The 18,720-nt window shown below is 70.2% G+C and carries 14 protein-coding genes; 5 read left to right on the top strand and 9 right to left on the bottom strand.

Annotated elements, in window-relative coordinates; genetic code table 11:
• Positions 1-19: 19 nt before the first annotated feature.
• Together QSJ97_RS06580 and QSJ97_RS06575 are read right to left on the bottom strand one after the other, a co-directional pair.
• Positions 20-1,324 carry a TRAP transporter large permease gene (locus QSJ97_RS06580; protein ID WP_285670876.1) on the bottom strand — a complete coding sequence of 435 codons (1,305 nt, stop codon included), beginning with the start codon at positions 1,322-1,324 and terminating at the stop codon, positions 20-22.
• Entirely contained in the window at positions 1,314-1,784 is a 471-nt protein-coding gene (locus tag QSJ97_RS06575; protein ID WP_285670875.1) for a TRAP transporter small permease, read from the bottom strand. Before QSJ97_RS06575 ends, QSJ97_RS06580 begins: the two co-directional genes overlap by 11 nt.
• A gap of 171 nt (positions 1,785-1,955) precedes the next feature.
• On the opposite strand from QSJ97_RS06575, the gene QSJ97_RS06570 reads away from it, so the two are divergent.
• The 3 genes from QSJ97_RS06570 (at position 1,956) to QSJ97_RS06560 (ending at position 4,986) form a co-directional block, all read left to right on the top strand.
• Positions 1,956-2,948: a TRAP transporter substrate-binding protein gene (locus tag QSJ97_RS06570; protein WP_285670874.1), complete on the top strand. Its 993-nt coding sequence runs from the start codon at positions 1,956-1,958 to the stop codon at positions 2,946-2,948.
• A gap of 87 nt (positions 2,949-3,035) precedes the next feature.
• Positions 3,036-3,740 (top strand): GntR family transcriptional regulator, encoded by a 705-nt coding sequence (locus QSJ97_RS06565; protein WP_285670873.1) that lies wholly within the window; start codon positions 3,036-3,038, stop codon positions 3,738-3,740.
• 10 nt (positions 3,741-3,750) lie between these two features.
• Positions 3,751-4,986, top strand: a complete 1,236-nt coding sequence (locus QSJ97_RS06560) for a pyridoxal phosphate-dependent decarboxylase family protein (protein ID WP_285670872.1) — start codon at positions 3,751-3,753, stop codon at positions 4,984-4,986.
• 992 nt (positions 4,987-5,978) lie between these two features.
• On the opposite strand, the gene QSJ97_RS06555 is transcribed toward QSJ97_RS06560, so the two are convergent.
• Both QSJ97_RS06555 and QSJ97_RS06550 read right to left on the bottom strand, forming a co-directional pair.
• Entirely contained in the window at positions 5,979-7,727 is a 1,749-nt protein-coding gene (locus tag QSJ97_RS06555) for a hydantoinase B/oxoprolinase family protein (RefSeq protein ID WP_285670870.1), read from the bottom strand.
• Positions 7,724-9,844 (bottom strand): hydantoinase/oxoprolinase family protein, encoded by a 2,121-nt coding sequence (locus QSJ97_RS06550; RefSeq protein WP_285670869.1) that lies wholly within the window; start codon positions 9,842-9,844, stop codon positions 7,724-7,726. Before QSJ97_RS06550 ends, QSJ97_RS06555 begins: the two co-directional genes overlap by 4 nt.
• Before the next feature lie 727 nt (positions 9,845-10,571).
• Between QSJ97_RS06550 and QSJ97_RS06545 the strand changes: the two genes are divergently transcribed.
• Together QSJ97_RS06545 and QSJ97_RS06540 are read left to right on the top strand one after the other, a co-directional pair.
• Positions 10,572-10,961, top strand: coding sequence for a hypothetical protein (locus tag QSJ97_RS06545; RefSeq protein ID WP_285670868.1), 390 nt, complete (start codon positions 10,572-10,574; stop codon positions 10,959-10,961).
• A 370-nt stretch (positions 10,962-11,331) separates the two neighbouring features.
• Positions 11,332-12,084 carry an IclR family transcriptional regulator gene (locus QSJ97_RS06540; RefSeq protein WP_285670867.1) on the top strand — a complete coding sequence of 251 codons (753 nt, stop codon included), beginning with the start codon at positions 11,332-11,334 and terminating at the stop codon, positions 12,082-12,084.
• 17 nt (positions 12,085-12,101) lie between these two features.
• On the opposite strand, the gene QSJ97_RS06535 is transcribed toward QSJ97_RS06540, so the two are convergent.
• From QSJ97_RS06535 to QSJ97_RS06515, 5 genes are all read right to left on the bottom strand, one after another.
• Entirely contained in the window at positions 12,102-13,283 is a 1,182-nt protein-coding gene (locus tag QSJ97_RS06535) for an acetyl-CoA C-acyltransferase (protein WP_285670866.1), read from the bottom strand.
• An 11-nt stretch (positions 13,284-13,294) separates the two neighbouring features.
• Entirely contained in the window at positions 13,295-15,430 is a 2,136-nt protein-coding gene (locus QSJ97_RS06530; protein WP_285670865.1) for a 3-hydroxyacyl-CoA dehydrogenase NAD-binding domain-containing protein, read from the bottom strand.
• A gap of 30 nt (positions 15,431-15,460) precedes the next feature.
• Positions 15,461-16,552, bottom strand: a complete 1,092-nt coding sequence (locus tag QSJ97_RS06525; protein WP_285670864.1) for an NADH:flavin oxidoreductase — start codon at positions 16,550-16,552, stop codon at positions 15,461-15,463.
• Between the two features lie 100 nt (positions 16,553-16,652).
• The gene (locus QSJ97_RS06520) at positions 16,653-17,426 is read right to left on the bottom strand and encodes an SDR family NAD(P)-dependent oxidoreductase (RefSeq protein WP_285670863.1); all 774 of its coding nucleotides are present in this window, start codon (positions 17,424-17,426) and stop codon (positions 16,653-16,655) included.
• A 1-nt stretch (position 17,427) separates the two neighbouring features.
• Complete coding sequence (locus QSJ97_RS06515; protein ID WP_285670862.1) at positions 17,428-18,702, bottom strand: CaiB/BaiF CoA transferase family protein; 1,275 nt, start codon at positions 18,700-18,702, stop codon at positions 17,428-17,430.
• Between the last annotated feature and the right edge of the window lie 18 nt (positions 18,703-18,720).

The raw sequence follows: 18,720 nt of genomic DNA, 5'->3' as shown, positions 1-18,720 counted from the left end.
GCGGCCGGGGTTCTGGCCCCTATTGCAGCAGGCGCGGCAGGAACAGGCTCAGCTCCGGCAGCAGCACAAGCGCCACGGTCAGCACGATCAGCGCGAGGATCAGCGGCAGCACCGCGCGCGAGATCGCCTCGATGCTGGTGCGCGCGATCTGCATCGCCACGAAGAGGTTGGCGCCGAGCGGCGGGGTGAGGAAGCCGATCTCCGAGGTAACCACCAGGATGATCCCGAAATGGATCGGATCGACGCCCAGCTTGGTGACCACCGGCAGCAGGATCGGCGTCAGGATGATGATCGTGGCGAGCGTCTCCATGAAGGTGCCGACGACGATCAGCAGGGCCGAAATCGCCAGCATCACGACGATCCAGTTGCCGGAGAGATCGAGGATGAAGGCGCCGATCTGCTGCGGCACCTGGAAGGTGGTGAGCAGGCGGCCGAAGGCGCCGGCGAGCCCGACCATGATCGTCACCGTGCCGCAGACCACCACGGCAAAGAGCGCGGCACGGTAGAGCCGCTCCCAGTTCAGCTCGCGATAGATCGCCGTGCCGGCAAAGAGGCCGTAGGCGACCGCGACGACCGATGCCTCGGTCGGCGTGAAGACCCCGGCATAGATGCCGCCGAGCACGATGACCGGGGCGAGCAGCGCCCAGAAGGCGGACACGAAGGCGCGCCAGATGTCGGCCGGCCCGTGCCGCTTCCCGGTGCCGGGAATGCCGCGGCGCAGGCAGAGCCACCAGACCACCAGGATCAGGAATGCGCCGGTCAGCAGCCCGGGCACGATCCCGGCGATGAACAAGCCGGTGATCGAGACGTTGCCGACCACGCCATAGATGATCATCGGGTTGCTCGGCGGGATCATGATGCCGATGGTGCCGCCGGTCGAGGCGACCGCGCCGGAGAAGGCCGGCCCGTAGCCGGCGCGGATCATCGCCGGGATCATGATGGCGCCGACCGCGGCCACCGTGGCCGGCCCCGAGCCGGAGATCGCCGAGAAGAAGATGCAGGCCAGGATCGTCACCGCGCCGTGCCCGCCGCGGATATGCCCGATCAGCGATTCGGCGAAGTTCACCAGCCGGCGCGACAGCCCGCCGAACTCCATCAGATAGCCGGCAAAGACGAAGAACGGCACCGCCATCAGCGGAAAGCTGTCGGTGGCATTGTAGGTCGTCTGCGGCATGAAGACGCCGGGCATCCCCTGCGCATGAACCACGAGCAGCGTCGCCGCGCCCAGCGCATAGGCGATCGGCACGCCGATCATCATCAGGAACACGAAGGCGACGAAGAGCAGCGTCGTCAGGTCGATTCCGGCGAGCCAGTCAGCCAACATGATCGGCCTCCCGGTCGCCGCGGCCCATCCGCAGGGCGAGGCGCAGCGCCTGCAGCCCGAAGCTCAGCGGAATGATCATGTAGGCCCAGAACATCGAGAGCCCGGTGGAGGGCAGCTCGAAGCTGAACTTCAGCGTCGAGAGCACGAGCTCGACGCCGTGCCAAGCCATGACGAGGCAGAAGGCGCCCAGCACCAGCTCTCCGAACAGCGTCAGCGGCAGCCGAACGGCGGGCGGCAGCAGGTCGATGAACAGCGTCACCCGGATGTGCAGGCCGCGGCGCATCCCCACCACCGCGCCGAGGAACACCAGCCAGATGAAGGCGAGCCGGGCCAGCTCGTCGATCCAGCCATAGCCGAGACCGAACAGGAAGCGCAGCCCGACCTGGGCGAGCACGAGCCCGGTCATCACGAAGAGCAGCAGGACGGCCGCATACTCCTCCGCACGATCGAGATGCTTCATCCTTGCTCGCCCTCCGGTCGGTTCCTGCTGCCCCGACGCTAGACGCGGTTGCGGGGCGAGGCAAGGATGTAATATGATACAACATCGATTCTTTGACGACTGCGCTTCCCCGCGACGCGCAGGACGACCCCACGGCAAGTGAAACAAGCACGACAGGCAGAGGAGGTGGCGATGAGGTGGACCGGAAAGGCGCTCGGGATCTTGGCCGCGATGGCGGCACTGGCGACCCCGGGCTGGGCTGGCGCGGCAGACCACAACTGGCGCGTATCGGTGGTGACCCCGGAGGGGCACCCCTACAATGTCGCGCTCGCCGCGTTCAAGAAACGCGTCGAGGAAGGCAGCGACGGGCGGATCGGGATCACGGTGTTCCCCTCCGGCCAGCTTGGCGACGAGGTGGAATCGGCCAAGAACCTGCAGCTCGGCACGCTCGAGATGACGATCATCTCGACGAGCAACGCCAGCCCCTTCTACAAGGAGCTCGAGGTCTTCGGCGTGCCCTATTCCTTCAAGAGCCTGTCCTGTGCCTTCAAGGTGCTCGACGGCGAGGTCGGCCAGGAGATGGCGGCGGGCCTGCGCGAAGGTGCCGGGATGCGCGTGCTCGGCTGGTATACTTTCGGGATGCGCCAGCTGTTCAACACCGAGCGCCCGATCGAGACGCCGGACGACATGTCGGGGCTTGTCTTCCGCGTGCCGGCCGACAAGATGGCCGAGGCCGCCTACAAGGCGCTCGGAGCCAACCCGGTCCCGATGGGCTTCAACGAGATGTTCAATGCCCTGCAGCAGGGAGTCATCGACGGTGCGGACAATCCGCTGATCACGCTCAAGGCCTTCAAGTGGTATGAGGTCGTGCCCCATGTCACGATCTCCAACACGGCGGCGGGGCTCTCGCCCTTCCTGGTGAGCGAACAGGCGTTTTCGGCCCTGCCGGAGGATCTGCAGCAGCTCGTGATCGAGGCCGGCAGCGAATCGGCGGAGGTCAACCGCACCACCGAGGAGGCGGCGACCAGGGATGCACGGGCCTTCCTCGCCGAGAACGGCGTGGCGATCGTCGAGCCCGACATCGCCCAGTTCCGTGAGAAGGTGCAGCCGGTCTTCGACGAGGCCGCCGAGCTCTTCGGCCAGGCGCTGCTCGACCGGATCCAGGCCGCACAGAGCGGTTGCTGAGCGCCGGTCGGGCAACAGTTGAACGGCACCGAATGCGGCGCGCGGCCTGCGCGCCGCGTTGCGACCGGGGAGGAGACCGACGTGAACATGGGCGGCGCAGGCCCTGCGGGGGCGGGAGCGCAATCGAAACTGTCCGACCTCGGCACGATCGAGCGCACCGGCACGCTGGCGGAACAGACCTACAAGCGGCTCTGGCACGCCTTGCTGACCGGCCAGCTCGCGCCGGGCGAGAAGGTGACGGTGCGCGGCGTCGCCGAGGCGTTCGGGGTCAGCCTCAGCCCGGCGCGCGAGGCGCTCGCCCGGCTCACCGCCGAGCGGGCGCTCGATCTGCGGCCCAATCACTCGGTCAGCGTGCCGGTGCTCACGCGCGCGCGCTACCGCGAGCTGGTGGGCATCCGCCTCCTGCTCGAGGGCCACGCCGCCGAGATCGCCGCCGGCCAGATGACCGACGAGACCGTCGCCGCGCTCGAGGCGAACTGGGCGGCGATGAGCGAGACTGTCGACCGCGCCGAGAGCAAGCGCGCGCTCGAACTGAACGCGGCCTTCCATTTCGGGATCTATCGCGCCGCGGGAATCCCGACGCTGACCTCGATCATCGAGACATTGTGGCTGCAGGTCGGCCCTTCGCTGTCGCTGCTGACCCCGGCCTATCAGCGCAGCCAGCGGGGCCTCGCCCATCACCGCGCCGCGATCGAGGCGGCCAGGGCACGGGACCCGGCGGCGCTCCGAGCCGCCATCGAAGCAGACCTGCGCGACGGCATGACAGCGCTTGAGCCGCTGCTGCCGGCATGAAGGAGACGAAATGACGGCCTTTCCTGAGCACGGCACGTCCTGGGCGGACCTGTCGCAAGAATTCGACACGGCGACGGGCGCGGATGCCGACTGGCGCGCGGGGCGGGTGCCGCTCTATGTCTTCCATGCCAACGACACGGTCTCCGAGATCGGCCGCAACGCCTACAACCGCTTCTTTTCCGAGAACGCGCTCGGCGCGCGGCGCGCCTTCGGCAGCCTCAAGCGCATGGAGGAGGAGGTCGTCGCCATGGCGCTCGATCTCTTCAACGCCCCCGACGGCGCCGCCGGGCACATGACCAGCGGCGGCAGCGAGAGCATCTTCCTCGCCGTCAAGGCGGCACGGGAGCATCACCGCGCCCGGCATGGCGGCCGGACCGCCCTCAACATGGTGCTGCCCGCGAGCGGCCATCCGGCCTTCGACAAGGCGGCGCAGGTGATGGACATCGAGGTCCGCCGGGTGCCGCTCGGCAGCGATCTGCGCGCCGATGTCGAGGCGATGGCGCGGGTCGTCGACGGACAGACCGTGCTGATCCTCGGCTCGGCGCCCTGCTTTCCGCACGGCATCTTCGACCCGCTCGCCGCGCTCTCGGCCCTGGCCGCAAGCACCGGGACATGGCTGCATGTGGACGCCTGCGTCGGCGGCTACCTGACGCCCTTCGCCCGCGCCATCGGCCGGCCGGTTCCGGAGTTCGACCTCGCGCTGCCCGGGGTCGCCTCGCTCTCGGCCGACCTGCACAAGTACGGCTTCACGCCGAAGCCCGCCTCCACCGTCTTCTTCCGCCGGATCGAGGACATGGAGCGCAACGCCTTCGCCTTCGACGACTGGCCCAACGGCAACTACCTCACGCGCACCATGACCGGCACCCGGCCCGGCGGCGCGATCGCCGGCGCCTGGGCCGTGCTGCGCCATCTCGGCCGGTCCGGCTACGAGCAGGTGGCACGCGATCTCTTCGCGATGGTCGACGGCTATGCCGCGGGCATCCGGGCGATCCCCGGCCTTGCCCTGCATGCCGAGCCCGAGCTCGCCATCCTCAACTGGGGCTGGGAAGAGGGCGACATCTTCGCCGTCGCCGAGCGCATGGCCGAGCGCGGCTGGGTGCCGGGGCTGACCCAGCGCCCCAAGGGCATGCACGCGATGCTGTCGATGCTGCACGCGCCTGCGCGCGAGCGCTATCTGGCGGATCTGGCCTCGGCGGTCGAGGCCGCGCGCGGCAGCGCCTCGGCCGGGATCAGCGCGAGCTACTAGGGCATTCGCAAGCTCGCGGAGGCGTTGGGAGGGGTTCCCGTTCCCGCGCAGGCGCGATCCGTCATGGGGGCCGGCAAGACGGCCGGCTTCCATGACCGAACCTCTTTCCCTCGCTCTCGGGCAGCGCACCGCGGACGCAATCGTGCCCCGCCGGAACCACCGAGCGGCGGTGGTGACATGACACCGGCGCTGGCGGGGAGACAGGCCCTGTCGCCCCCCGACCGGTGGGCGGCGACAAGCGCACGGGCCGGATCGGGGCCCTCGATCCTGCCGCCGCCGCAATGCTCTGGAATGCCATGCGCAACACGCTCGCCGAGATCGTCCTGCGCCCCGTGGCCCGGGATGGCGAGAGGCTCGCGCTCTCCACCATGCACCGCGGCTTCCGCGGCTCCGGCTCGGCGGGCAGGGAAGGCCGGTTCATGCCGCCGAGCAGGCGCCTGCCGACCTCTACGCGCGCGAGGCGTGGTGCGAGGCGCAGCCGGGGCTGGGCCCCGGGCTGCGCGCCTCCACAGGCGAGACCTGCACCTAGATGGCGCGCCTGCACGGACGGACGCCGCGCGGTGAGTGTCTGAGATTCCCGATTGCGCGCTGGCACTGGCGCACGCTGATCTTCGCGGCTCCGAGGCTCACTGGGGTCGACGTCCGATGGCCGTCGCCGGACCGGTCGACGGCATGAGCTTCCTCGCCGATGTCCGGCAGGGTCTCGTGCCGACGCTCCGCACCGGCGACAGCGTGATCTTGGTCAACCTCGGCTGCCACAAGGGTGGGGCCACCGGGGCGGCCGGCGCAGGGCGCCGCTTCCGCCGCCCTACGGCCCTGGCTTCGATCCGGTCGAGCGGGGTCGCCAAGCACAGGGCTTCTTCGAGAGGCCGCCGCCCCTGTCCACGGCGTCCCCCAGAACGCCGCAGGCACGACGCGCGCAGCCTGTCCCTCGCGAATGCCGCAGCGGCTGTACTGCGGCCGGCCGCGAGCCCGCGGGACGAGACGCTGTGCTAGCCCGGCGATGTGCGCAGCCGGGCGGTCTCTGCCCCGTCATGGCTGCGCCCGTCATCGGCAACCGCGACGCCATAGACCGCGCGCGCCGCGGCCGGGCTCACCAGGCCGTCGCGGACGTCGCGGCAGACCGCCTCCGGCGCCCGATCGAAGGGGTCGCCATAGCCGCCGCCGCCGGGCGAGGTCATCGAGAGCCGCGCCGGCCCGAAGCGCGAGAGCGCATAGTCCGGCATCGGGCGCGCTTCGCCCTCCGCACCTTCGCGAAGCGCAACGCGGCCGCGGGCGCCGTCGGAGCCGCCCTCGACGCCGAGGCCGGTCGGCCGGCTGGTGCCCTCGGCACGGAACGAGTATTCCGCCGCCGTCAGCACATCGCACTCGTAGTGCACCCCGGTCCCGCCCCGGAACGCGCCGGCGCCGCCGCCGTCGCAGACAAGCTCCTGGCGCAGCACCCGCACCGGATAGAGCTGCTCGTAGACCTCGGCATTGGGCAGCGTCAGCCCGCCAAGCGTGACCAGCGGCCCGATCTGGGCGAAGCCGTCGCGCCCTGCCACCGCACCGCCGCCCGAAAGCCCGCCCCAGTGATACATCACCCAGGTCTTGCCGTCGCGCGTGCCGGAGCTGTTGGGGAAGGAGTTCTTGCCCCAGCCGGCGCAGGCCCGCTCCGGCGCCGCCTGTCCGAGCGCCCACCAGCAGGCATGGATGATCTCGTAGGCCGGGAACACCGTGCACATGGTCACCGGCGCAGGCGCCCGCGGATTGAGCAGCGAGCCCTCCGGCGCGATGACCTCTATGGCGCGGAAGCTGCCCTCGTTGCGCGGAAGATCGGCATCGAGAAAGCTGCCGAAGGCCGCGTAGACCCCGGAATGGGTGTTGGCCAGCGAGGAGTTCTTGAAGCCGCGGATCTGCGGGCTGGTGCCGGTGAAATCCACGCGGGCGCGGCCGCCCTCGAGCGATATGCGCACCCGGATGCGGATGTCGGCCGGGCCGAAGCAGTCGTTGTCGAAGCGCTCCTCGGCCTCGAAGACGCCGTCGCCGAGCGCCGCGATCGCCTCGGTGAAGCGCCGCTCGCCGTAGTCGAGCATCCCGTCGAGATAGGCGGTCGCCTCGTCCCGCGGCAGGCCGGTAATGGTTTCGGCGATCTTCTGCGCACCGATCTCGGTCGAGCCGAGCATCGCGCCGAGATCGCCGTCGAGCAGCTGCGGGGTGCGCGTGTTGGCCATCAGCAGCGCCCAGAGATCGTCGCGCATCACCCCTTCTTCGACGAGCCGGAGCGGCGGGAGCCGGATGCCCTCGTGGAAGATCTCGGTGGCGGTCGGGTTGTAGGTGCCGGCCGCGCCGCCGCCGATATCCGACTGGTGCGCCCGGTTGCAGGCGAAGGCGACCAGCGTGCCATCGACGAAGACCGGCCGCGCGATCACCCAGTCCGGCAGGTGGTTGCCGCCGGCGACATAGGGATCGTTGGAGAGATAGGCATCGCCCGGCCGGAAGCGCCCGTCGAATGCCGCGATCAGCGCCCGCACCGAGAAGCCGCCGCCGCCGGTGTGAATCGGGATGCCGTCGGCCTGCGAGAGCAGCTGGCCGTTGCGGTCGGTGATGAAGCAGGAGAAGTCATGCGACTGGTTGAAGATCGGGCTCCGCGCGGTGCGGGTCATCACCCAGCCCATGTGCCGGGCGATATGGTCGAGCCGGTTCTGCAGGAGCGCCAGCGCGACGGGGTCGAGCGCCGGGGCGGCCGGGGTGTCGGTCATCGTTTGTCCTCCGCTGCATCCGCGTCGAGAGTGATCGCGTAGTTGCCATGGGCATCGACCTCGAGCCGGTCGCCGGCACCGACCAGCACCGTCGTGGTCTGCTCGTTGACGATGGCCGGTCCGGCGATGGCATGGCCGGGGGCGAGATCGGCGCCTTCATAGATCGGCGCCATGCAGCGCCCGCGCGCCGCGTCGATCCAGACCGGCCGGTGCGACCGCGCAACCGGATCGCCCTGTGCCGGGGCGGGGCCCGCCGGCGCAGCGCCGGCCACCGGCCCGACCCCGGCAAGCCGCAGCCGCGTGATCTCGATCGTGCCGCGCGGCTGGACATGGCCGAAGAGCTGCCGATGGCGCTGCTCGAACCCCTCGCGCAGCCGCGCGAGATCGAAGCTGGCGCCGAGCGGCACCGTCACGTCCCATTGCTGGCCCTGGTAGCGCAGGTCGCAGCCATACTGCCAGACCGGCTCGGCAAAGCCCGCCTCGGCCAGCGCCGCGGCCAGCTCGGCCCGCATCTCGGCCAGCCGCGACGCGATCGCCGCTCCGTCGGCGCTGTCGAGCGGGCTGATATGCACCCGGCTGGTGTCGTGACGGATGTCGGAATGCAGCATCCCGAAGGCGCAGAACGCGCCGGCGAGACGCGGGACATAGACCCGCCGGCAGCCGAGCCGCCGCGCCACGGCCGCGCCATGCAGCGCCCCGGCGCCGCCGCCCGCGACCAGCGTGAAACGGCGCGGATCGTGCCCCTGCTCGACGCTGAGATGCTCGAGCGCGTGCAGCAGCTTCTGCTCCAGCAGCCGGATCATGCCCTGCGCCGCCGCCTCGACACCGATGCCGAGCGGCTCGGCGATGCACCGGCGGATCGCCGCCTCGGCGAGATCGGCATCGAGGCTCACCGCGCCGCCCGCATAGGGGCCGGGCGCGAGCCGCCCGAGCACGAGCTGCGCATCGGTCGCGGTGGCCTCCTGCCCGCCGCGGCCATAGGCCGCCGGCCCGGGCATCGCGCCGGCGCCCTCGGGCCCCACGGCCAGCATCCCGCCGGCATCGACCCGCGCGATGGTGCCGCCGCCGGCGCCGATGGTGTGGATGTCGACCGAGGGCATCGCCAGGAAATGCCCGCCGATATCGAGCGCATCGGTCAGCGCCACCTCGCCGTCCGCCATCACCAGCACGTCGCAGCTGGTGCCGCCGATCTCCATCGAGATGAGATTGTCCGAGCCGATGGTATCGCAATGGTGGCGCAGCGCGCCCACCGCCGCTGCCGGCCCCGAGAGCAGCAGCGAGGCCGGCCGCGCCGCGACCTGCGCCGGGGTTATCATGCCGCCGTTGTTCTGGGTGAGCAGCATCGGCACCGCGAGCCCGCGCGCCGCGAGCGCGTCCGAGAGCTCGGAGACATAGCGCGCGGTGCGCGGCCCGACATAGGCATTGAGCGCGACCGTGGAGGTCCGCTCGTACTCGCCAAGCACCGGCGCGATCTCGGACGACACGAAGACCGGCAGCCCGGCCTCCCGCACGGCCGCGGCCGCGGCCCGCTCCTGGCCGTCCGCAAAGATGCTGTTGAACAGGCTGACGGCGACGACCTCGGCATCCTCGGCCAGCAGCCGCTCGATCTGCCGGTCCAGCGCCTCGCGGTCGAGCGGTTCGAGCTCCTCGCCCGAGGCGCCGATGCGCCCGCCGACGGGCAACCGGCGATGGCGCGGCACCAGGACCGGCGGATATGGCTCGCGGTGGCGCCAGGGATCCGGGCGAATGCCCCGGCGGATCTCGAGGCTGTCGCGGAAGCCCTCGGTGGCGATCAGGCCGACGCGGGCGCCCTTGTGCTCCAGCACCGTGTTGGTGGCGACCGTCGAGCCATGCACGAAGAGCCGGCACCCCGCCAGCAGCCCGGCGACGGTCTCGCCGGCCGCCGCGGCAAGCGCGTCGAGACCGTCGAGCACCGCCTGTTCCGGCCGGTCGGGCGTCGAGGGCACCTTGGCGATGCGCAGCGCCCCGGTCTCCGCGATCGCCACCAGATCGGTGAAGGTGCCGCCGATATCGACGCCGATGCGCCACTCCCTGCCGAGGCTCTCATCGTCCGCCCCCCTGCCCGCGCCATTGCTTGCCTTATCGTTCCAGGACATCGCCAGCCGACCCCACTGCTCCGGAAATTTTCTGTGTTCGATGATATAACATGAAAGATTCCTGTCAACGGACCTGGAAAGCCGCCCGCGTTCCTGGCGCCAGCACCACGGATCTCGACAGATGCGCGCCCGACCCCATGACCCGCGGCGATCCGCCATCGCGTCGCCACCGGAATACGGCCCGGTTCGAAAGATCTCGGCCTGACAACGGCGCGCTCAGCCATACCGACGACAATGCGATCGCAACGTAGCATCCATCTCGAACGGGCACCTGGCGTGCGCCGGGAGGTCAGGGGATACCCCGAAGCTCAATCGTGGATCAGCGAGGCCTGGGGGCCTCCCGATGGGGAGATCACCGGCTGGTCGGGAACGCCCTGGTTTTGGAGTTGGCTATGCTGCCGAAGTGGTCGGGGGCCCGAATCGTGATGCCGGCGGTGACGGTGACATGGGGCCATGCCGCGCCACTGGTCCGGGAACGAGCTGGTCTCCGAGGACAAGGGCAAGTTGGCAGGGCATGGCGGCTCCTTCAGCGGCTGAAGGCGTTAAGCTAGGGCGATGGACTGCCCCTGGTAGCAGGCTTGGGCTCGTACCGGACCGCGCCCAGACCCTTTTGGATGCCGGTTGACGGTCAGGCTGGCCACGGTGTGGAAGCCTGTCGCAGGGCGTTCGGCCAGCGCGCGCGGCTTCTCGTCCTCGCAGGCAGGTTTGGAAGACAGCGGGAATCACTATGGCCATCCGTCGCATTTCGGGGCAGACCAGCCTCGCTCTGGCGACTGATGCTGGCGCCCCGCGCATCGCGGACGGCATGCGCGATTGCATGACGCTGGGCGACGGGCGGCGAATGTTGCTGTGTCGCTCGCCTCGAATCCGTGGCAATCGGCATGCGCCGCGGGCGATCGCCGAGGGCCGTGCCTCGGCGTTCTCCGGCACCGCAATCGTGTTCTTCGCCGCCGAGCTGACCTGCGCTCGCCTGGATGAAAGCCTCGCCGACGGCCCGATGATCGGCTGTCCCCTGCATGCGGGCGGTTCTACCTCGGCAACCGCGCGGTGCCGCCGTCGCCGATCAGCGCCGGTCTCGGGAGCCCTCCTGAGCAGGCCTGCCACAGCCACACCCTGATTGCGATCGACCTGTCCGGGGGGGCGCGACGGCTTCGCGATGCACATCTGCCGCACATTCTCCGGGCCCTGACAGCTGTCCTGGCTCGCGCGGAAATCGATGCCTCGGCGCCATCGGATGGAGATCAGCCACGCCGCCCGCCGCCCGACTCCCGCTCCCATCATCCGAGCGCGGCCTCTGGCGCGGCAGTCATGTCGGTGTATTCAACGAGTTTCATGGAGTGACATCGACCAACCGCTCGCGGGGCGCTATAACGGACCGCAAGAGCGGCCCGAGGGCCGAAACCCGCGGCACATCCGGCGTCGGCTGCCATCTTCGGCGCAGCCGGTCACACTGAGAAACCACCCGGAAAAACAGCTTGGTGCAATAGATGAGAACAGTGAACCGCACCTTCTCGATCCTCGAGGCCTTCGCGGGGGATCGGCACAGCCTGCCGCTTCACGAGATCGCCATGCGGGTCGGGCTGACCAGCCCGACGACGCTCCGCATCATCAAGGCGCTGGTCGAACTGGGCTATCTCATCAGATTGACCAACAACGAATACTGCCTGTCGCCCAAGATCCTGCGCCTGTCCGCGGCGGTGAAGAGCACGCTCGACATCCGCGAGATCTCCTATGACGTGAACCACGATCTCGCCGCCAAGACGAAGGAATCGGTCGCGCTCTACATGCTCGACGGATTCGAGCGGATCTGCATCTACGCCATCGACTCCGAGCTCCGCCTGCAGGCGGTGATCCGGCAGGGCGACCGCGCACCGCTGGGCCTCGGCGCCAGCGGCAAGGCGATCCTCGCCTACCAGGCGCCGGAACTCATCGAGGAGGCCGCGGAGCGGCTCGAGCAGAGCCACGCGGTGGAACGGGCGAAGCTCAGGGAGGTGCTCGCCCGGATCCGCGAGGAGGGCTTCGCCCAGAGCAGCTTCGAGGTCACGGGCGGCAACGCGGCGGTGGCCGCGCCGATCTTCGAACCCGATGGAAGCGTCAGGTTCGCGCTCTCGCTGGCCTGCCCGGAATCGCGATTCTCGGTGAACGAGGCCTTCTTCACCGAGGAGGTGATCCGCTCCGCCAAGCTCATCTCGAAGCGGAACGGATTTACCGAGCGCGAGCTGACCCCGGCCTCCGCCTGATCGCGCGGGCGCCGGGCTCAGTAGACCTCGAAGAGCCCCGCCGCTCCCATGCCACCGCCGACGCACATCGTCACCACCACATGCTTCGCCCTGCGGCGGCGCCCCTCGATCAGGACATGCCCGGCGAGGCGCGCGCCGGTCATGCCGAAGGGATGCCCGACGGAGATCGACCCGCCGTTCACGTTCATCCGCTCGTCGTCGATGCCGAGCCGGTCGCGGCAATGCAGCACCTGGCTGGCAAAGGCCTCGTTGAGCTCCCAGAGGTCGATATCGTCGACCGTCAGGCCGAAGCGGCGCAGCAGGCGCGGCACGGCGAAGACCGGGCCGATGCCCATCTCGTCGGGCTCGCATCCGGCAACGGTGAAGCCGCGCCATGCGCCGAGCGGCTCGAGCCCTGCCCGCTCGGCCGCCTTCGCCTCCATCAGCACGCAGGCCGAGGCGCCGTCGGCGAGCTGGCTGGCATTGCCGGCGGTGACGAACCGGCCGGGCCCCTTCACCGGCTCGAGCGCGGCGAGCCCCTCGAGCGTCGTCGTCGGCCGGTTGCAGCGATCCTCGGCGACGGTCACCGCGACGCGCGAGACCGCGCCGGTCTCCCTGTCGCGCACCGCCATCTCGGTGGCAAAGGGCACGATCTCGTCGTCGAAGCGCCCGTCCGCCTTGGCCCGCGCGGTGCGCTGCTGGCTCTGCAAGGCATAGGCGTCCTGCCGCTCGCGGCTCACGCCATAGCGCTCGGCCACGATGTCGGCCGTGTCGATCATCGCCATGTAGAGGCCGGGGATATTCTCCTGCAGCCAGCTCTCGCAGCGGAGGCTCTGGTCAATATCCGTCTGGCGCAGCGAGATCGACTCGAGCCCGCCGGCGATCATCGCGGTGGCGTCGTCGAGGATGATCCGGTGCGCGGCCGAGGCGATGGCATGCAGGCCGGAGCTGCAGGCACGGTTGACGGTGCCGCCCGGCACGCTGACCGGCAGGCCCGCGCGCAGCACGCTCTGCCGGGCGATGTTGCCGCCGGTCGCGACATAGGGATGCGCGCAGCCGAAGATCGCGTCCTCGATCAGCGCCGGGTCGAGCCCCGCCCGGTCGACCGCGTGCCGCACCACATGCCCGCCCATGGTGGCGCCATGCGTGATGTTGAGCTCGCCGCGATGGGACTTGGTCAGCGGCGTGCGGGCGGTGGAAAGGATGACGGCTTCTCGCATGGCGGCGCGGCTCACTGGTTGAGGCTCTCGAACGGGCGTCCCTCGGCGACGAGGTGCTCGAGCAGCGGCGCGGGGCGCCAGAACGCCGGGTCCGAGGCGGCATTGCGGCGGAGCGTGCCCAGCACGGTCTCCAGCCCGATCATGTCGGCGTGCTTCATCGGCCCGCCACGCCATCGCGGAAAGCCGTAGCCCAGCATCAGCGTGACATCGATGTCGAGCGGGCGGAGCGCGATGCCGTCGGCGAGGATCCGCGCCCCCTCGTTGACGAGCGCCGCCATCAGCTGCTCGACGATCTCCGCCTCCGGCACGCTGCGCGACACGATGCCCTTGGCGGCGCGCTCCCGGGCCACGATCTCCGCGACATCGGGGTTGGGTCGCCCGCGCGGCGAGGCGTCGTCGTAGATGTAGTAGCCCCGGCCGGTTTTCTGGCCGAACCAGCCACGCTCGCAGATCCGGTCGGCGATCGCGACGTATCGCTCGGCCGGATCGCGGGTGGCGGCCTGCCGCTTGCGGGCCGCCCAGGAGATGTCGAGCCCGGCCAGATCGCCCATCTGGTAGGGGCCCATGGGATAGCCGAACCCCACCACCGCGCGGTCGAGATCGAAGGGCGAGACGCCGTCCTCCACCAGCCGGTCCGCCGCGATCTTGTATTTCGAGAGCATCCGGTTGCCGATGAAGCCGTCGCAGACGCCCGAGCGCACCCCGACCTTGCCGAGCCGCTTCGCCAGATCGAAGGCCGTGGCGATCACCTCCGGCGCGGTGCGGCGGCCGACCACGATCTCCACGAGCCGCATGACATGGGCGGGCGAGAAGAAATGCATCCCGATCACGTCCTCGGGGCGGGCCGTCGCCGCCGCGATCTCGTCGACATCGAGCCGGGAGGTGTTGGTGGCCAGCACGGCGCCGGGCCGCGCGACCGCATCGAGCCGGGCGAAGATCGCCTTCTTGACCGCCATGTCCTCGAAGGCCGCCTCGATGACCAGATCCGCCTCGCCCAGCGCGTCATGGTCGAGCGTGAGGCGGCAGCGCTCCGCCAGCAGGGCCTCGCGGCCGGCCTCGGTCATCCGGCCCCTGGCGATCGCGCGGTCATGGATCCGGCGGATGTTCCCCCGGGCCCGGTCGAGCGCCGCGGCGTCCGTCTCGAGCAGGGTCACCGCGATCCCGGCATCCAGCAGCGAGACCGCGATCCCCGCGCCCATGGTGCCGCCGCCGATGACGCCGGCGCGCCGGACCGGGCGCCCCTCGATGCCCGCGATGTCGGGGATCTTGCGGGCCTTCCGCTCGGCGAGGAAGGCATGCATGAGCGCGGCCCGCTCGGGCCGTTTCATGCAGTCCTCGAAGCGCTCGCGCTCGATGCGCAGCCCCGCCTCGAAGGGCAACTCCATCGCGGCCTTCACGCAGTCGGCGATGTGCCGCGGGCCGGCGAGCCCGCGGTGCTTCCTGGCATGGCGGGCGAGGGCGCGCTCGACGGCCTCGCCGGACAGCGGCTCCCGCGTGATCCGCTCGACCATCGCACGGGTCGGCCGCGGCGGCAGGCCCTCCGCGATCGCCCGGCGGGCGAAGGCGAGGCCCGCCGCACGCTGCTCGCCCCCGGCAAAGACCGCATCGATCAGCCCCATCGCCTCGGCCTCGGCGGCGGGCACGTGGCGCCCCGTGAGCATCATCTCCAGCGCGGCCTCGGCTCCCACCAGCCGCGGCAGGCGCTGCGTGCCGCCGCCGCCCGGCAGGATGCCGAGATCGATCTCCGGCAGGCCGAGCTTCGCATCGGCCAGCGCGACGCGGTAGTGGCAGCCCATGGCGAATTCCAGCCCGCCGCCCAGCGCCGTGCCGTGGATGGCGGCGATCACCGGCTTGCCCGCGGCCTCGATCATCGCCACGACCTCGGCGGTCGGCGGCGGTTGCCGCGGCTTGCCGAACTCCGAGATCTCGGCGCCCGCGATGAAGGTCCGCCCGGCGCAGATCACCACCACCGCCAGGGCATGCTGATCCGCGAGCGCCGCGCCGACGCACGCGAACAGCCCCTTGCGGACGGAGTGGCTCAAAGTGTTGGCGGGGGGGCTGTCGACGGTGACGACCGCGATCTCGCCGATCATCTCCAGCGAGACCGCATCGCCTGTCCCGCTCCCTGTTTCGGTCGCGCCTTGCATGGCTTCTCCTTTCATCGGCTGCGGGAAGGCTCAGCCAACCTCCTCGGGCTCGAAGAAATCCGGCCAGGTCACCTTCATCCGGTCGATGAAACGGTCGGAGAGCCCCTGGCCACGCAGGTGCCGCACGGTCGTCGGCATCTGCACGGGCCGGTAGCCGGGATCCGCAGCATGGCGTTTCGGGAAGTCGTGGTTGAGGATGGCCGCGCGGCCCAGCATCACCCAGTCGGCGCCGGCGCCGAGCGCCCGCTCGGCATCCTCGGGCGTGTAGATCTTGCCGGCAACGCCGAGCAGCGCCCGGCCGCGGTTGAGCCGCGTGCAGTGCACGATGAGCGGCGTGGCGCCAAAGCCCGGCTGCTCCGGCTTCTTGAAGACATCCCAGAGCGACATGTCGAGGAAGTCCACCCACCCTTCCCGCATCAGCCGCTCCGCGACCTCCAGGGTCTCGGAGAGGAGCATGCCGAAACGCTCCGGCGAGAGACGTACCCCGACGAGGAAGCCCGGGCGGCATCTCGCGCGGACCCCGTCGAGGATCTCGAAGAGGATCCGGTAGCGCGCCTGGAGATCGCCGCCATAGCGGTCGGTGCGCCGATTGATCGAGGGGCTGAAGAACTCCTGCAGCAGATAGCCATGCGCGGCGTGGAGCTCGACCCCGTCGAACCCGGCGGCCTCGGCGCGGCGCGCGGCGGCGATGAAAGCCTCGATGCACTGCGCGACCTCCGCCGCGGTCAGCGCGCGGGCCCCGGTCCGCGGATTGTCGGAGGCGCAGACGAGATCGCCGTCGAACCATTCCTTCAGCGCCCGCATGCCCCCGTGATGGAGCTGCGCGATGGCGACGCCGCCCTCCGCCTTCATCGCGCGCGCCAGCCGGGTGAGCCCGGGAACGTGGCGGTCGGCCCAGATGCCGAGCTGGCCGGAATAGGCCTTGCCGTTCTCCTGCACGTGGGAGGCGCAGGTGAACAGCATGCCGTAGCCGCCGCGCGCCCGCATCGACATCCAGCGCAGCTCGTCCTCGCCAAGCTCGCCGTTCTCCTGGCTCTGGCCGTTGGTCAGCGGCGCGAGCACCAGCCGGTTCTGCAGCTCCGGTCCGCCGGGAAAGGCGAGTGGGGAAAGGGCGCGCGTCATTCGGGTCTCCGCAAGATTTCGTTTAATGAAACTAATGCCATCATTCGAAACGAACAAGCCGCATTTCGCTCCGGACAGCCGCAGGCATCCGGGCAGGCGGTCAGTAGACCGAGCCGGCCCCGGTATGGACGATCTGGGCGGTGATCTGCCGGCTGCCCGGCGCGCAGAGGAACAGGATCGCGTCGGCGACGTCCTCGGGCTCCGACATCCGGTTGAGCATGTTGCCGAGCTCGCCGCCCTGCTCGATCTGCCGGCGATAGCGCGCCATCCCTTCCGCGATCATTGGCGTGTCGGTGAGGCCCGGAGCGACCGTGTTGACGTTGATTCCGTGCGGCCCCAACGCGCGGGCGCTGACCCGCGTGAGATGCGCAAGCCCCGCCTTCGAGCAGCAATAGGCGACCGGCAGACCGGCCCGCACCGCATGTCCCGAGGCGACGTTGACGATCCGGCCGGGCGTGCCCTGCGCGATCATGTGCCGGGCGACCGCCTGCGAGAGAAACATCGCCGCCCGGAGATTGACCGCCATGATGCGGTCCCAGACCTCGGGCGTCATCTCAAGGAAACCGCCGCCGTCGTTGACGCCGGCGCAGTTGACGAGGAACCGGATCGGGCCGAGGCACCGCACGGCCTCGTCGATGGCCCCGGCCAGCAGCTCGACCCGGGCGAGATCTACCGGGATCACGGCAATCTCGGCGCCTTGATCCCGCAGGTCGGCCGCGAGGGCCTGTGCCGCCCGCTCGTTCCGGTCGAGGATCGCGACCTTCGCGCCCTCCTCGGCAAAGCCGCGGACGGTGGCCGAGCCGATCCCCGAGGCGCCGCCCGACACCACCGCGACCTGCCCCCTGAAGGACGGGTGCACCACCGCACTCTCCATGTCAGATCGCCCCTTGCCGCGCGAGCTCGCCGATCTCCGCCTCGGAGAGGCCGAGCAGGCTGCCGAGGACCTCGGCGGTATGCTCGCCCTGCTGTGGCGGCGGGCTGGCATAGCGCACCGGCGTCTCCGAGAACACCAGCGGATTGGCGAGCGTCGGCACCTCGCCGGCCACCGGATGCGGGATCTGCTTCAGCACCCCGCGATGGCGCACCTGCTCGTCCTCGAAGACCTGCGCGAGATCGTAGAGCGGGCCCACCGGCACGCCGGCGCCGTCGAGCAGCGCGACCCATTCCTCCGCCTTGCGCGCCAGGAACAGCGGCGCAAGCAGCGGGATCAGCGCGTCGCGGTTCTGCACCCGCAGGCTGTTCGAGGCGAAGCGCGGGTCCTCGATCAGGTGCGGAACCTCCATGACCTTGCAGAAGCGCTGCCACTGGATGTTGTTGCCGACGCTGACCACGACCTGGAAATCGGCGCAGTCGAAGGGCTGCACCGGGCAGCCGGTATAGGAGCGGTTGCCGCAGCGGGGCGGGATATCGCCGCTGACCAGATAGGCCATCGCCATGTGCGAGAGGTTGAAGATCTGCGTATCGAGCAGCGAGAGGTCGATATGCTGGCCCTTCTTCTCGCCGGTTCGCATCCGGTGCATCAAGGCCGCCGTGATCCCCAGGGCGGCAGTGGTGCCGGTGAGGATGTCCACCGCGCTGTAGCCGACGCGCATCGGCCCGCCGCCCGGCTCGTCGTCGTGATGGCCGGTCAGGCTCATCAGCCCGCTCATGGCCTGGAAGATGATGTCGTAGCCCGGGCGGTTGCGGTATGGCCCGGTCTGCCCGTATCCGGTGATCGAGCAGTAGATCAGCCCGGGATTGACCGCGCTGAGGCTGGCATGGTCGAGCCGGTATTTCGCGAGCGAGCCCGCCTTGAAGTTCTCGATCAGCACATCGGCCTTGCGGACGAGGTCGAGCAGCACCGCATGGCCCGCAGGCTTTGTGAAGTCGAGGGTGATCGAGCGCTTGTTGCGGTTGTAGCTCAGATGCGCGGAGGAGGCGCCGGGCAGGTCCTGCCCCCCGGCCTGGGCAAAGGGCGGGAGGCCGCGGGCATCGTCGCCGCGGCCCGGCTGCTCGATCTTGATGACGTCGGCGCCGAGATCGGCGAGCCACTGCCCGGCGAGGGGCCCGGCAAAGACCCGGCTCATGTCGAGCACGACCATCCCGTCGAGCGGCCCGGGCGCGCGGCCGTCGCTGCCGCCATCCCCGCTGTTGAACACGTCCGATATCACCCGTTTCCCCCCTCGCCC

The organism is Paralimibaculum aggregatum (genome assembly GCF_030270585.1).
In the GTDB taxonomy this organism is placed as follows: Bacteria; Pseudomonadota; Alphaproteobacteria; order Rhodobacterales; family Rhodobacteraceae; genus Thermohalobaculum; species Thermohalobaculum aggregatum.
Note: the sequence above shows the minus strand (reverse complement) of the source record. Positions and strands in the feature narration are given on the sequence as shown.

Bases quoted from the DNA above. Each gene is read 5' to 3' on its own strand.
- QSJ97_RS06580 (WP_285670876.1), bottom strand. From the start codon at position 1,324: ATGTTGGCTGACTGGCTCGCCGGAATCGACCTGACGACGCTGCTCTTC.
- QSJ97_RS06575 (WP_285670875.1), bottom strand. From the start codon at position 1,784: ATGAAGCATCTCGATCGTGCGGAGGAGTATGCGGCCGTCCTGCTGCTC.
- QSJ97_RS06570 (WP_285670874.1), top strand. From the start codon at position 1,956: ATGAGGTGGACCGGAAAGGCGCTCGGGATCTTGGCCGCGATGGCGGCA.
- QSJ97_RS06565 (WP_285670873.1), top strand. From the start codon at position 3,036: ATGGGCGGCGCAGGCCCTGCGGGGGCGGGAGCGCAATCGAAACTGTCC.
- QSJ97_RS06560 (WP_285670872.1), top strand. From the start codon at position 3,751: ATGACGGCCTTTCCTGAGCACGGCACGTCCTGGGCGGACCTGTCGCAA.
- QSJ97_RS06555 (WP_285670870.1), bottom strand. From the start codon at position 7,727: ATGACCGACACCCCGGCCGCCCCGGCGCTCGACCCCGTCGCGCTGGCG.
- QSJ97_RS06550 (WP_285670869.1), bottom strand. From the start codon at position 9,844: ATGTCCTGGAACGATAAGGCAAGCAATGGCGCGGGCAGGGGGGCGGAC.
- QSJ97_RS06545 (WP_285670868.1), top strand. From the start codon at position 10,572: ATGGCCATCCGTCGCATTTCGGGGCAGACCAGCCTCGCTCTGGCGACT.
- QSJ97_RS06540 (WP_285670867.1), top strand. From the start codon at position 11,332: ATGAGAACAGTGAACCGCACCTTCTCGATCCTCGAGGCCTTCGCGGGG.
- QSJ97_RS06535 (WP_285670866.1), bottom strand. From the start codon at position 13,283: ATGCGAGAAGCCGTCATCCTTTCCACCGCCCGCACGCCGCTGACCAAG.
- QSJ97_RS06530 (WP_285670865.1), bottom strand. From the start codon at position 15,430: ATGCAAGGCGCGACCGAAACAGGGAGCGGGACAGGCGATGCGGTCTCG.
- QSJ97_RS06525 (WP_285670864.1), bottom strand. From the start codon at position 16,552: ATGACGCGCGCCCTTTCCCCACTCGCCTTTCCCGGCGGACCGGAGCTG.
- QSJ97_RS06520 (WP_285670863.1), bottom strand. From the start codon at position 17,426: ATGGAGAGTGCGGTGGTGCACCCGTCCTTCAGGGGGCAGGTCGCGGTG.